Annotated in this window: 10 protein-coding genes, 1 tRNA gene and 2 pseudogenes; 4 read left to right on the top strand and 9 right to left on the bottom strand. The window is 60.3% G+C overall.

All coding sequences use genetic code 11. The features are described 5' to 3' along the window. Window positions 1-8: 8 nt before the first annotated feature. The 9 genes from nusA to rlmE form a co-directional block, all read right to left on the bottom strand. The gene (gene nusA / locus ACJO2E_RS10240) at window positions 9-1,502 is read right to left on the bottom strand and encodes a transcription termination factor NusA (RefSeq protein ID WP_406963772.1); all 1,494 of its coding nucleotides are present in this window, start codon (window positions 1,500-1,502) and stop codon (window positions 9-11) included. A gap of 46 nt (window positions 1,503-1,548) precedes the next feature. Then, window positions 1,549-2,010, bottom strand: coding sequence for a ribosome maturation factor RimP (rimP, locus tag ACJO2E_RS10235; protein ID WP_406963771.1), 462 nt, complete (start codon window positions 2,008-2,010; stop codon window positions 1,549-1,551). 390 nt (window positions 2,011-2,400) lie between these two features. Continuing rightward, a tRNA-Leu gene (locus ACJO2E_RS10230) sits at window positions 2,401-2,485 on the bottom strand. A gap of 6 nt (window positions 2,486-2,491) precedes the next feature. Continuing rightward, the gene (secG, locus tag ACJO2E_RS10225; RefSeq protein WP_406963770.1) at window positions 2,492-2,893 is read right to left on the bottom strand and encodes a preprotein translocase subunit SecG; all 402 of its coding nucleotides are present in this window, start codon (window positions 2,891-2,893) and stop codon (window positions 2,492-2,494) included. Window positions 2,894-2,958: 65 nt separating this feature from the next. Further along, window positions 2,959-3,714: a triose-phosphate isomerase gene (tpiA, locus tag ACJO2E_RS10220; protein WP_406963769.1), complete on the bottom strand. Its 756-nt coding sequence runs from the start codon at window positions 3,712-3,714 to the stop codon at window positions 2,959-2,961. 99 nt (window positions 3,715-3,813) lie between these two features. Continuing rightward, window positions 3,814-5,157 (bottom strand): phosphoglucosamine mutase, encoded by a 1,344-nt coding sequence (gene glmM / locus ACJO2E_RS10215; protein WP_406964131.1) that lies wholly within the window; start codon window positions 5,155-5,157, stop codon window positions 3,814-3,816. Window positions 5,158-5,225: 68 nt separating this feature from the next. After that, complete coding sequence (gene folP, locus ACJO2E_RS10210; protein WP_406963768.1) at window positions 5,226-6,065, bottom strand: dihydropteroate synthase; 840 nt, start codon at window positions 6,063-6,065, stop codon at window positions 5,226-5,228. A gap of 121 nt (window positions 6,066-6,186) precedes the next feature. Further along, a complete protein-coding gene (gene ftsH, locus ACJO2E_RS10205; protein WP_406963767.1) occupies window positions 6,187-8,130 on the bottom strand; it encodes an ATP-dependent zinc metalloprotease FtsH in 1,944 nt (647 codons plus the stop codon). A gap of 101 nt (window positions 8,131-8,231) precedes the next feature. Continuing rightward, a complete protein-coding gene (gene rlmE, locus ACJO2E_RS10200; RefSeq protein WP_406963766.1) occupies window positions 8,232-8,852 on the bottom strand; it encodes a 23S rRNA (uridine(2552)-2'-O)-methyltransferase RlmE in 621 nt (206 codons plus the stop codon). A 159-nt stretch (window positions 8,853-9,011) separates the two neighbouring features. Between rlmE and yhbY the strand changes: the two genes are divergently transcribed. The 4 genes and pseudogenes from yhbY to ACJO2E_RS10180 all read left to right on the top strand — a co-directional run. After that, entirely contained in the window at window positions 9,012-9,314 is a 303-nt protein-coding gene (gene yhbY, locus ACJO2E_RS10195) for a ribosome assembly RNA-binding protein YhbY (RefSeq protein WP_406963765.1), read from the top strand. Between the two features lie 188 nt (window positions 9,315-9,502). Beyond that, complete coding sequence (locus ACJO2E_RS10190) at window positions 9,503-12,124, top strand: tetratricopeptide repeat protein (protein ID WP_406963764.1); 2,622 nt, start codon at window positions 9,503-9,505, stop codon at window positions 12,122-12,124. Window positions 12,125-12,946: 822 nt separating this feature from the next. Continuing rightward, window positions 12,947-13,030 (top strand): annotated as a pseudogene (locus ACJO2E_RS10185) (PEP-CTERM sorting domain-containing protein); the annotation flags it as partial. A gap of 634 nt (window positions 13,031-13,664) precedes the next feature. Further along, window positions 13,665-13,748 (top strand): annotated as a pseudogene (locus ACJO2E_RS10180) (PEP-CTERM sorting domain-containing protein); the annotation flags it as partial. Window positions 13,749-13,767 lie beyond the last annotated feature (19 nt).

Raw genomic sequence — 13,767 nt, 5'->3', positions numbered from 1 at the left:
CCTCCCGGTTAAGCCTGGTCTTCAAACCAGGGTGCACGCGCCGTCATGATCAACTGACCAGCACGCTCTTCATCCATACCTTCGATGTCGAGCAGGTCATCAACAGACTGCTCGGCGAGGTCCTCCATGGTACGAACCCCCATACCCGCAAGCTTGAACGCGAGGGTACGGTCCATACCGTCCATGCCCAGGAGGTCTTCTTCCGGTTCGTTGCCCTCCAGGGCTTCTTCACTGGCCAGGGCCTTGTTCAGCAGGACATCCTTCGCCCGGCGGCGCAATTCGGTGACGGTTTCCTCATCAAAGCCTTCGATGGCAAGCATCTCCTCCATGGGGACATAGGCCACTTCCTCCAGGGAAGTGAACCCCTCTTCAATCAGGACGCCGGCAAACTCCTCGTCCACGTCCAGGTTTTCCATAAAGTGGTTCAGCAGGCGATTGTACTCCTGCTCCTGGCGCTCGCCCGCCTCCTCTTCGGTCATCACGTTCAACGTCCAGCCGGTGAGGTCACTGGCAAGGCGGACGTTCTGGCCGTTACGGCCAATGGCCTGGGCCAGGTTGTCCTCGGCCACGGCCACTTCCATGGTGTGACTGTCTTCGTCCATGACGATGGACGCCACTTCCGCCGGCGCCATGGCGTTGATCACCAGCTGTGCCGGGTTGTCGTCCCACAGCACAATATCGACACGCTCACCAGCCAGTTCGTTGGACACGGCCTGAACACGGGAACCACGCATACCGACACAGGCCCCGACCGGGTCGATTCGACGATCGTTGGTCTTGACCGCAATCTTGGCGCGGGAGCCGGGATCGCGGGCGGCACCGCGGATCTCAATCAGGTCCTCGGCGATTTCCGGTACTTCGATACGGAACAGCTCGATCAGCATCTGCGGGTCGGTGCGGCTGAGCATAAGCTGCGGGCCGCGGTGATCGGTGCGGATGTCCTGAAGCAGCGAGCGAACCCGATCGCCCATGCGGAAGGTTTCCCGGGGAATCAGCTGATCCCGGGGCAGCAGGGCTTCGGCGTTATTCCCCAGGTCGATGATGACATTGTCCCGTGTCACCTTCTTGACCGTACCGGAGATCAACTCGCCCACGCGGTCGCGGTAGCTGTCAACGATACGCATGCGCTCGGCTTCGCGCACCTTCTGGAAGATAATCTGTTTGGCGGCCTGGGCACCGATCCGACCAAAGCTCTCGGACTCGGTCTTCTCTTCGTAGATATCGCCGGGCTTGAGGCCAGGGTCGATCTCTTCCGCCTCCTGCAAGGTCAGCTCGGTACCCAGTGCGGGGACGGCGTCGTTGTCCACCACCAGCCAGCGGCGGAAGGTCTCGTACTCACCGGTGCGACGGTCGATGGCAACCCGGATATCCGCTTCTTCTTCTTCAAAGCGCTTCTTGGCTGCGGTTGCCAGTGCCAGCTCGATGGCCTCGAAAATGACGTCTTTCTCAACGCCCTTCTCGTTGGAAACGGCCTCAACCACCATCAGGATTTCTTTACTCATTGAAATGCCCTGCCCTTAAAATTCTCAGACTTGCAGTCACCCGGCCTTACTCGAAAACCGGCACAATGTTGGCTTTATCAATACTTTCGAACGGCAGCAGGTACTCGTGGTCATCCACCACAACCACCACGTCACCACCTTCGGTGCCCTTCAGGACGCCCTGGAACCTGCGCCGGCCCTCAAAGGCCATCCGCAGCCGGATATTGACCTGGTGTCCCGCCCAGTCATTGAACTGGTCCAGATAGAACAGGGGCCGGTCCATCCCCGGTGACGACACTTCCAGGGTGTACTCGTTTGCGATTGGATCCTCGACATCCAGCACACCGCTGACCTGCCGACTGACCTTCTCGCAATCCTCGACGCTGATGCCATCCTGCGGATCATCAATAAACAGTCGCAGTAACGAGTGGCGACCCTGGGAGCGGAATTCAATCCCCCAGAGTTCGTAACCAAGCCCCTCGACCACCGGCCGGAGGATTTCATCCAGTTTGTTCAGCTTCGCAGACAAGTCCGTTGAGACTCCTGTTGTAGGCCACCTGCCCCAGGCGGCACGGATTTTCAGACCACAAAAACAAAAAAAGGGCTGTCTGGCAGCCCTTTCATGCACCAGGGCCCGACGCGCCAGGCCCCTTAATCAAAAAGCCCCGCCTGCTCAGACAGTCCGTGCGCCTTGCACCGGAACTACCTGCCTGTGGGGCTTTTTGTTGCAAGTAATCGCGGAAACCACAGCGGCGTTCCGCCGACAGACACCTGGCCTGTCACCACGACCTGACGGGAACAAAACCCTACGCGCCAGACCGCTTCAATAATCGCCGGAGTATAAGGATCCGCGCGACCATGGTCAAGGACTGACCAAAAAAAACGGCTTGGGGCACACGACTCCAAGCCGTTTCTTGTATGGTGCCGAAGGCCGGACTCGAACCGGCACGGCTTACGCCACTACCCCCTCAAGATAGCGTGTCTACCAGTTCCACCACTTCGGCAATAACTCACTCGAGCTCGGGGATGGCATCGCCATCACCGCTCTCTTCTTCGCTGAGGCTCGGGGCAGCGCCCTCACCGTCACTTTCTTCACCGGCAGCGGACTCAGCGGGCGCAGACTCCTGCACCTGCTCGACGACGGGAACACCGGCCTGACCGGCGACTTCCGCACGCTGCTTGGCGAAGATCGCCAGCGAAAAACTCGTCACAAAGAATACCAGCGCCAGAATACTGGTCATCCGGGTCAGGAAGCTGCCGCTGCCCTGACTACCGAAGACCGTCTGGGAAGCACCGCCACCAAAGGCTGCGCCCGCATCAGCACCCTTGCCCTGCTGGATCAGAATCAGACCCACCAGTGCCACGGCAATCACCACGTGCACGACGACAACCAGTGTTTCCATCCAGTCCATAAATGCTCTCTGTCACCTTGCACAGCCAACAACTGACTGCGGTATTCATATGATCCTGCCTGGTCTTATGCCTTTGCTGCCTGGCAAATCGCGATAAAATCGTTTGCTTTCAATGACGCACCACCAATCAGGCCGCCGTCGATATCCGGCTGGGCAAACAGCGCGCCCGCATTATCCGGTTTTACACTGCCGCCGTAAAGCAGTGACATCTCATCTGCGGCAAAACCCAGCACCGAGAGCCTTGCCCTCAAAGTCCGATGCATGGCCTGGGCATCGTCGGAGGTCGCGGTCTTTCCGGTGCCGATAGCCCATACCGGCTCGTAGGCAACCACAATGCGTTCGGCGCACTCTGCCGCAACACCTGCCAGGGCGACCTCAGCCTGCCGACAGACCACCGCTTCGGCGTCACCGGCTTCACGCTCTTCCAGGGTTTCGCCCACACAGAGCATCACCTTCAGACCGCCCTCCAGGGCTCGAGCCACCTTTTCAGCAATGACCTCATCGGTCTCACCGAAAAGCTGCCGACGCTCGGAGTGCCCTACCAGGGCGTAATCACAACCGACATCCACCGCCATACTGGCAGACACTTCGCCGGTGTAGGCACCGCCCTGCCAGCGGGCAATGTTCTGGATACCGAGGGACAGACCGGAGCCCGAAAGCTCACCTTTCACCCCGCCCAGGTACAGCGAGGGAGGCATAATAACAACCTCGACGGCATTATCAAGCGCTACCGCAGATTCCCTGATGGCCGGCACCAGCTCCTGAACCAGCTCACTTGAGCCGTTCATCTTCCAGTTAGCTGCAACGATCTGTCTGCGCATGGCATTCCATTATCGAAGTTGCGGTACCGGGGGTCATCCAGAAACGAGCGCGAACTATACAGCAGGGAAAACGGCCGCACAAGTGCCTGGTGACGGGGATTAATCCGGCTTCGAGCCCTGCACCACCTCCGCCAGTTCCTCGGCGACGAGGGCAATGGCATCGGCATCCTCCCCTTCCGCCATCACACGGATCAGCGGCTCGGTTCCGGACGCCCGCAACAGGATGCGGCCCGCCGCTCCCAAGTGGTCCTCCGCCTTGCGCACAGCCCTGGCGATATCGGCACGCCCCATCGGATCGAAACGCTCGGCCACCCGCACATTGATCATGGTCTGGGGCAGCTTGGTCATGCCCTGGCGCAGCTCGCCGATGGACTGATCCGCCCGCCAGCAGGCCAGCAAGACCTGGAGCGCGGAAACGATACCGTCACCGGTGGTAGTGCAGTCGCGAATCACCAGGTGTCCGGAGCCTTCACCGCCAAGCAGCCAGCCCCGTTGCAGAAGACGCTCCATGACATAGCGATCCCCGACCTTGGCCCGCTCAAAGGGAATCCCCCGATCCTGCAGGGCCAGCTCAACACCCAGGTTGGTCATCAGGGTGCCCACAACCCCCCCATGAAGGGTACCGGATTTCTTGCGCTGGGAAGCGATCATGTAAATCAGCTCGTCGCCATCAATCTCTGTGCCGTCGCGGTCCACCATCAGTACACGGTCACCATCGCCGTCGAAGGCAATCCCCAGATCCGCATGCCGGTGTAGAACAGCCTCCTTCAGGGCCTCCAGGTGCGTGGAGCCGACACCGAGGTTGATATTCAGGCCGTCCGGATCGCCGCCAATCACGGACACCCGCGCGCCCAACTCCCGGAACACCTTGGGCGCCACATGGTAGGTGGCACCATGGGCGCAATCCAGCACGATATGCATGCCATCGAGTACAAACTCGTTGGGTACCGTGCTCTTGCAGAATTCCACATAACGGCCCGGCGCATCATCCACCCGGGTGGCCTTGCCCAGATCGGCGGACTCGCAGACGGACACCGGCTGCTCCAGCCAACGCTCGATCTCGGCCTCCAGGCTGTCATCCAGTTTGGTGCCGTCACCGGAGAAGAACTTGATGCCGTTGTCGTAGTGGGGATTGTGGGAAGCGCTGATCACGATACCGGCGCAGGCCCGGAAGGTCCGGGTCAGGTAGGCAATCGCTGGCGTGGGCATAGGGCCCAGCAGCTTGACATCGACGCCGGCGGCGGACAGGCCCGCCTCCAGCGCGGATTCGAACATATAACCTGACAGGCGGGTATCCTTGCCGATAATCACACTATTGGGCTGGCCATCCCGCTTGAAGGCCTGCCCGGCCGCCCACCCAAGTCGCAGCATGAAATCCGGGGTGATCGGCGCTTCACCCACACGCCCGCGAATCCCATCGGTGCCAAAGTACCTGCGCCCCACCGGCGACTTGCTATCCGTCATTGAAATGCTGCTCCTTTGAGATCTCTTGTTGTCTGCGGGCTTTCGGTTCAGATCCCCGGTACCGCTCGGTTCATCGCCTCGACCACCCTGACCGCATCCACCGTTTCCCGCACGTCATGTACCCGTATCACCGATACACCCTTCTGGGCGGATATTGTGGCGGCCGCCAGGCTCGCCGGCAAGCGCTCACTGACCTCCCTGCCGGTGATCTCGCCAAGCATGGTCTTTCGCGACATGCCGACCAGTAAAGGGTAACCCAGCACCCGGAGCTGCTCCAGTGCCGCCAGCAGTTGCAGGTTGTGCTCCAGAGTCTTGCCGAACCCGAACCCCGGGTCCAGCAGGATATCCCCCGCCCCAATTCCGGCGGCTTCGCAGGCACGCACCCGATCCATAAGATAAGCGGCAACGTCACGGACCACGTGGCGATAGGCCGGATCGTCCTGCATGGTTCCGGGCGCCCCCTTCATATGCATCAGGCAGACGGGGAGCCCGGCTTCCATGACCGCCCCGACAGCCCCTTCCCGCTCCAGCGCCCGGACGTCGTTAATCAGCCCCGCCCCCAGGCGGGCGGCCTCACGCATGACAGACGGGGTACTGGTATCCACCGATATAATGGCATCGACTTCCCGGGCGATGGCCTCCACCACCGGGCCCACCCGATCCAGCTCCTCCTGCTCCGACACCGGATCGGCGCCGGGGCGGGTGGACTCCCCGCCAACATCCACGAAGGCGGCACCGTCTGCCACCATCTGCCTGGCCCGCTGCACGGCCAGGTCCAAGGTGTTGTACCGCCCACCATCGGAGAAGGAGTCCGGGGTGACATTCACAATACCCATGACATGGGCACGCCCCATGTCCAGCTCACGTCCCGCAAACGTCATTCGCATTGCAAACCTGCCTGACAAAGAATGTTCGGAAAGGGAAGATAGGGACAATCATGCACCAGAGGCAAACAAAAACGCCGCCCTTGCGGGCGGCGCTTCAGGCTACAGCCTCAAACTGCGGCAATCAGTGCTCACCGGCCGGCTGGCCAGCGGCATCACTGTCACGACCATCATGATCGGACAGGGTACCGGTTTCCGGCTGATCGATGGTGACGCCACCACCGGAGCTGCCGTCACCACCCCAGCCCTTGGGCGGACGAGGCGCACGGCCTTCCATGATGTCGTCAATCTGGAAGCGGTCGATGGTTTCATACTTCATCAACGCTTCCGCCATCAGATCCAGCTTGTCACGGTTCTCGACCAGGATCTGCCGGGCCTTCTCGTAACAGGTGTCGATAATATTGCGAACTTCCTCATCGATACGCTGGGCGGTCTCCGGCGAATATACCGTATGACTCTGACCCGCGCTGCGGCCCAGGAAGGGCTCCTCGCTTTCGGTGTCATACTGCAGCGGACCCAGCTTCTCCGACAGCCCCCACTTCGTGACCATGTTGCGAGCCAATTGCGTGGCACGCTCGATGTCGTTGGAGGCGCCGGTAGTCACACCCTCGAAGCCCAGGGTCAGCTCCTCGGCAATACGACCGCCAAACAGGCTGCAGATGGAACTGATCAGGAAGCGTTTGGAGTGACTGTACTTGTCCTCTTCCGGCAGGAACATGGTCACGCCCAGGGCCCGGCCACGGGGAATGATACTCACCTTGTAGACCGGGTCATGCTCAGGCATCAGCCGGCCAACAATAGCGTGGCCCGACTCATGGTACGCCGTATTGAGCTTTTCCTTCTCGTTCATGACCATGGACTTGCGCTCGGCGCCCATCATGATCTTGTCCTTGGCCAGCTCCAGCTCTTCCATGGTGACCAGGCGCTGGTTGCGACGGGCGGCGAACAGGGCGGCCTCGTTCACCAGGTTGGCCAGGTCGGCACCGGAGAAGCCGGGGGTGCCACGGGCAATGACGCCCGGATCGATGCCATCGGCCAGGGGCACCTTCTTAAGGTGCACCTTGAGAATCTGCTCACGGCCGATGATATCGGGCAGGCTGACCACCACCTGGCGGTCGAAGCGACCCGGGCGCAGCAGCGCCGGATCCAGCACGTCCGGACGGTTGGTGGCGGCGATGACGATAACGCCTTCGTTACCCTCGAAGCCATCCATTTCCACCAGCAACTGGTTCAGGGTCTGCTCACGCTCATCGTGGCCGCCGCCCATGCCGGCACCACGATGACGACCAACGGCGTCGATTTCGTCGATGAAGATGATGCAGGGGCTCTGCTTCTTAGCCTGTTCGAACATGTCCCGTACCCGGGAGGCACCAACACCCACGAACATTTCCACGAAATCGGAGCCGGAAATGGTGAAAAACGGCACCTTGGCTTCACCGGCGATCGCCTTGGCGAGCAGGGTTTTACCGGTACCCGGCGGGCCCACCATCAGCACGCCCTTGGGGATACGGCCACCAAGACGCTGGAACTTGCTGGGATCCCGCAGGAAATCCACCAGCTCCTTGACGTCTTCCTTGGCCTCATCGCAACCGGCAACGTCACCAAAGGTGGTCTTGACCTGGTCCTCGCTCATCAGGCGGGCCTTGGACTTGCCAAAGGACATGGGGCCCTTGCCGCCACCGCCACCCTGCATCTGTCGCATGAAGAACACGAACAGGGCGATGATAATGAGGATCGGGAAGGCCGCCACCAGCAACTGCGTCCACAGGCTCTGGCGCTCCGGCTCCTTACCGATGATTTCCACGTTGTTCTGAAACAGGTCATCCATCAGACGGTTGTCGGGAATCGGCGGACGCACCGTCTCGAACCGGGAGCCATCGCTCTGCTGCCCCTGAATGTTCAGCCCATCAATGGTGACCTGGCGCACCTGGCCATTCTCCACCATCTGGACGAATTCGGTATAGTTGACCTGCTGACCTGTGGTGGTCGGAGAGAAATTCTGGAACACCATCAGCAGTACGGCTGCAATAATCAGCCACAAAACCAGATTTTTAGCCATATCGTTCAAGGATCATCACCTGTGAATTGCAGGGTAACCGGAGTGCGCACCCTCGGCGGCCTGTTACCCGTAACCTTACACTAATTGTACGCCCGACCACCAGAAACCGCTCATCCGCGAAAACCCTTGCACACCTGGTAGATTTCCCTCGAACGGGCACGTGAAGAATCCGGCTTGCGACTGACGACGGACGAGAACGACCGCTTCATGTCCGCCAGCAATGCATCAAACCCTTCCCCCTGGAACACCTTGGTGACCAGGGCGCCTCCCGGACGCAGCACCTGCTGCGACATATCCAGCGCCAGTTCCACCAGGGCCATGGCCCGGGGAATATCCGTGGCGGGGTTACCACTCATATTGGGGGCCATATCGGAAATCACAATGTCTACCGGGCGCCCCTCCAGTACCGCCATGAGTTCATCAAACACCGACTGTTCGGTGAAATCCCCCTGCACGAACGCCACACCCGCTACCGGATCCATGGGCAGGATGTCACTGGCAACAACAACGCCCTTGCCCCCCACCTTTTCTACCGCCACCTGGGTCCACCCGCCAGGAGCGGCACCCAGATCGACCACAGTCTGGCCAGGCCTGAACAGCCGATCCTTGCGATCCAGCTCGATCAGCTTGTAGCTGGCCCGGGAGCGGTAACCGTCCTGCTGTGACTTCCTGACCCATACATCATCAAAATGTTCCTTCAGCCAGCGATCACTGGATTTCGAGCGTGCCAACGTGCCTCCCGGATAAAACTGTACGTGCAATCGCCCATCCAACCGACAGGCTTCTCTGTTATCATGCCGCGATTATACGGCCTGGCGATCGTAATTTCTCCCGACCTTCGCCGCATACGCCCTACTATCTTTTAATAGCACCGATCAAGAGATTTCATCATGAGCCTTTCCGCCGCCCAGCGTCGCGAATACCGGGCCATTGCCCACAACCTGAAACCGATCATCATTATAGGCGACAAGGGGCTGTCCGATGGCCTGGTGCAGGAACTTGAGAGGGCCCTGGACGACCATGAACTGATCAAGGTGAAAGTAGCCAGCAATGATCGTGATGCCCGCGGCGAAGTCATTGATGCACTCTGCCAGCAGTCCGGCGCCGAACTGGTCCAGACCATCGGCAAGATTGCGATCATCCTGCGCCGGGCGAAGCAGCCGAACCCGAAGCTGAGCAATCTGTCGAAGTAACAACGCCCCGTTTCCGAGCACACCCTCACTCCGCCCTCTCCCGCCAGATGGAGAGGGCAAGACGATCTCCCATTGAAACGCGACACGTACCAAATACCACCCAATCCCCAAAAACCCGCTATCCATCACGTTTCAATGGCGCTAGGATACGGCTAAAAACCAAACTGCTTGTTCGAAGGACCGATACGATGAACACCGCACTCAGGCTCCTTGCCATATCCGCCGCCTCGTCCCTGATCCTGCTTGCTGCGGGTTGCAGCAGTTCGGACGACGCCAGTTCAGAGGCTGCGGGCCATATCACCCGGGCCGAAACCTACGCCGACCAGGGCCAGTACCGGTCGGCCATGCTTGAAGTACGCAACGCCGTTCAGAAAGAACCAGGCAACGTGGAGCACGTAATCCTGCTTGCCGGCATCTACAACGATATCGGAGCAGGCGAGCAGGCCACTGAACTGCTGTCGCCATGGCTGGAGGACCAGCGCCAGCAGGTGGCACTTCCCCTTGCACGGGGTTACATCCTCCAGAACAAGCACCTTTCCGCCCGTGAGGCACTGGAGGGGTTCACCCCGCAATCCGATACCGAAGAACGCCAATTCCAGCTCCTGCTTGCGGAAAGCAAGCGCTTGGCGGGCAACACCGGCGAAGCCATCAGCGACCTGCGCTCCCTGCAACAGTCCGCTCCCGACAACCCGGAGGTGACCGCCGCCCTGGGCAAGGCGCTGCTGGCTGCTGGTGAGAATAATGCGGCGCTCAATGAACTGACCCAGTGGACCTCAGAGCATGGCGAAAACGCCGACATCCTCTACCTGACCGGCCTGGCCCACTATCGCCAGGGCAAGGTAGACGAGACGACAGAAACCCTCACCAGGGCCACCTCCAGCGTTCCCACCTCCGATATTTTCCTGCCGGTACGGCAGCAGATCCTGACCCTGCTGTCCCGGAGCCTGACCGAACAGGGACGCATCACCGAAGCCCAGGTCTACAACAAGATCCTGGCCGAGAACACCAACTCGGAAACCCGGGAACGGGCGGAATCCGCCATCGAAGCCATCAACAGCGGTGATCTCGATACCGCCCGCACCACCCTGGAAGAACTGCTCCAGCAGAACCCGGACAATGAACGGGTGGCCATGATGCTGGGTGCGCTCAGCCTGCACGAAGGCCGTGCCGACGACGCCCAGTCGCTACTGGTGGAGAACATCGACGCAGAGACCACACCGACACCACTGCTGCGTGCGGCCACCATCGCCCAGATCGACACCGGTAAACGCGAGGATGCCATCAGGACCCTGTCCCGGGCCATAGAGGCACGCCCCAACGATGCGGAGCTGCTGGCCCTCCACGGCCTGCTGGCCCTTGCCCTTCCTGACCGGGCGGATGAGGGCGTGGCAAGCCTGAGCAAGGCACTGGAGCTGGATCGGTCGCGCTCACGCCTGAGACTGGCCCTGGCCCGCCATTACATGAAGCAAGGCCAGGCTGAGCAGGCCCTTGCCCAGATGCGGGTGGCGTTCACCGAAACCCCCACGGACTGGTCGGTTACACAGTACTACCTCGCCCTGCTACTGCGCACCGACCGGGAAAAGGAAGCCCGGGAAGTCACTGAGTCGCTGCTGAATGGCTTTGCCGATGAGCCCCGGGCAGTAACGCTTGCCGCGATGACCGAACACCACCTGGGAGACACCGACTCTGGGCAGGCTCGCCTGGAGGAACAGGTCAGCGAACGACCGGACGACCTGCTGGCCCTGGTGGCGCTGGGCACGGTGTACCAGGACAAGGACATGAACGAAAAAGCGGTTGATACCTTCCTGGACGCCGCCCGGGTACAACCGGCGAATACACGCCTGTTGCAGGCAGCCGGGCAGATCTACGCCCGGGACCACGACCCTGACGCGGTAGCAGACTGGCTGACCCGGATCGGAGAAGACAACGACACCATGTCTCCCAGTGCCTACACCCTGGCTGCCCAGATCCGTATTCAACAGGGCCGCCTCGACGAGGCACGACAGACCCTGGACCGGATCCCGGAGGCGGAACAGACCGACCAGTCGCAGACGATCAGGGGACAATTGCTGGTCGCCGAAGCTGAACGGGCCGCCGGGCAGGAAGACTGGCCCACCGCCCGGGCCAAGGCAGCGCAAGCCGCCTCCTTGCGTCCGGATAACCTGGCGTTCGCCCTGATCCCGGTGCGTGTATCCGCCGCCGAAGGCAATTTCCAGGAAGCCCGAACCAGCCTGGATGAACTGGAAGGCACCTTCGGCGAACAGAGTGCCATCGATATGGCCCGGGCAAGGCTGATCACAGCGACGGATGGCGAGAAAGCCGCCTTTGATTACCTGCAACAACGCTGGCAGGACACGGCCAACGCGGAACTGCTCCCCCCCGTGGTGGGACTGGCCAAACAGCATGCGCCGGATAGTCTGGAAGAACTGACGGAGGCCTGGGTGGAGGCCAGCCCGGACAGCACCGCCGCGCAACTGACCCGGGCCGAACATCTGATGACCAGCGGCGACGATCAGGCAGCTATCGCCAGCTATGAGATCGCCCTGGGACTGCGCCCCGACAACCCCATTGCCATGAACAACCTGGCCTGGCTGTTGCGGGAACGCGATCAGGAGCGGGCACTGGTCCTTGCGCGAAACGCCCGGGACCTGGCCCCGGAGAACCCCGCCATACTGGATACCTACGGCTGGCTGCTGCACCTTTCCGGCAATCACCAACAAGCCAAAGCCGTTATGGAAGAGGCCCTGGCTCTGGCACCGGAAAACCAGGAAATCAAGGACCACCTGGAGAGCATCAACCAGGAACTGTGACCCATCGTGGCTTGATCAAAAAGCAAACGTCAGATCCTTTGACACATATTTCCCGCCTCTGAACGGCAACCACCGCTCCCGACCGGTGGTTGCCCGGCTCTCGGCAGACTGAGCTGTCGGAACAATTTACACCCGCCAATCACAGAAACCATATCTCTTTGTTTTTATTGATAGTTCAGAACTGGCCCGATTTTCGCTTGGCATATGAAGTAATGACAGGGCAATCGCCCCGTCAGCCGTTACATTTGGCGAGTGAAAGCGGTACACATAGTCGCACCACCCGTTCCAACCCGGGATGGATGATGCGTAAAGGAATTCATCGGATTGAGATACGGAGAGAACTACATGAATCATGCAATCAAGATTCTGGCAGGCTCGGTTTTACTGACCCTGTCCTCCCTGAGCTTTGCGGTGCCCACTACGGGCGGTGCCAGCTTTTCCACCTACGGCACCGGTGCGGGGTTTGACGACGACGAAGTCTGGTTCGGCACGGGATTTGACGCAACAGCACCGGAGAAAAACGCTCTGGTGACAGATGTTTCAGACGATTTTGCCAACTACTTTACCGCCGGTGACAAAGTTGAATTCACCGACTTCCTCTATGACCCGCTCAGCTCACCGCAACTGGTGTGGAGTGGTACCGGCTCCAGCTCCGGTGAAACGCTGTCCTTCTTCCTGGAAACCATCACGGGCGTTGATTACCAGGGCAACAGCCTGAAGCTTGATGGGGTCGGGTACATCACGGACGGCACCGATTCCTCGGAGCTGACCTGGGTTTACACCGGTAATACCTCTAGCGGAACCTTCAGCTGGTCTGCCTCGTCATCCGTACCCGAGCCCGGCACCATTGCCCTGCTCGGCCTGGGCCTGCTTGGCCTGGGCGCCGCACGCCGTCGCCAGGCGTAACAGCGATCATGCCCGGACCTTCCGGGCAGCAAGCAAAGCCGGGAGCTTAACCGCTTTCGGCTTTTTTCATGTCAACAAACTTTACACAAACTGACCCCGCCGTTCTCGCCCTCCTCACAACTCATTGATAATAATTAACTTAAAAAAGTGGCCCGATCCCTGCTTATCCAGATACTGCTGGACCCAACCCAACTGAAAAAAAGGAAGTGCAGTAATGATCAACAAACTTGGACTGACTCTTGCCACGGCACTGCTCTGGGCATCAACGGCCTCCGCCGGAGTGATCGTTGATACCGTTGAACAGAGCGTCAAGCTGAGCACCTGGCAATCTCACAGCTATAGCCACAACATCAACGACGATGGCTTCGTTCTCGGCACCGCAGTCAGCGGCACCCTGGAGATCGGCATCAAGGACGATCGGGAAGGCTGGGACGAACTCCTGCCTGAGTGGATTGTCTTCACCATTGAAGACTTCGACTTTGACACCGGAACCTTCACCTTCGGTGACGACTTCAGCAATGACCTGGAAGTGGAAGCTCTCGCAGCCCTCAACGCCGACGGCCTCCTTAACGTCAAGGTAACTTCACTGGCTGGTGACTTCTACGTGAAAGACTCCGTCCTGACCGTGATCACCGAAGACGTCCCCGAGCCCGGCACCCTGGCTCTTCTGGGCCTTGGCCTGGTCGGTCTGGGAGCAGCACGCCGCCGCGCAGCCTGATTATCCATCGGCTACAGGC

It is taken from the genome of Marinobacter shunpengi (assembly GCF_045449695.1).
In the GTDB taxonomy this organism is placed as follows: Bacteria; Pseudomonadota; Gammaproteobacteria; order Pseudomonadales; family Oleiphilaceae; genus Marinobacter.
The sequence above is the reverse complement of the archived record's forward strand: the minus strand, read 5'-3'. Positions and strand labels throughout refer to the sequence as shown.

What these genes read in the sequence shown, in the direction of transcription:
- ACJO2E_RS10190 (WP_406963764.1), top strand. Translation starts at nt 9,503, where the DNA reads ATGAACACCGCACTCAGGCTCCTTGCCATATCCGCCGCCTCGTCCCTG.
- tpiA (WP_406963769.1), bottom strand. Translation starts at nt 3,714, where the DNA reads ATGCGCAGACAGATCGTTGCAGCTAACTGGAAGATGAACGGCTCAAGT.
- folP (WP_406963768.1), bottom strand. Translation starts at nt 6,065, where the DNA reads ATGCGAATGACGTTTGCGGGACGTGAGCTGGACATGGGGCGTGCCCAT.
- nusA (WP_406963772.1), bottom strand. Translation starts at nt 1,502, where the DNA reads ATGAGTAAAGAAATCCTGATGGTGGTTGAGGCCGTTTCCAACGAGAAG.
- yhbY (WP_406963765.1), top strand. Translation starts at nt 9,012, where the DNA reads ATGAGCCTTTCCGCCGCCCAGCGTCGCGAATACCGGGCCATTGCCCAC.
- secG (WP_406963770.1), bottom strand. Translation starts at nt 2,893, where the DNA reads ATGGACTGGATGGAAACACTGGTTGTCGTCGTGCACGTGGTGATTGCC.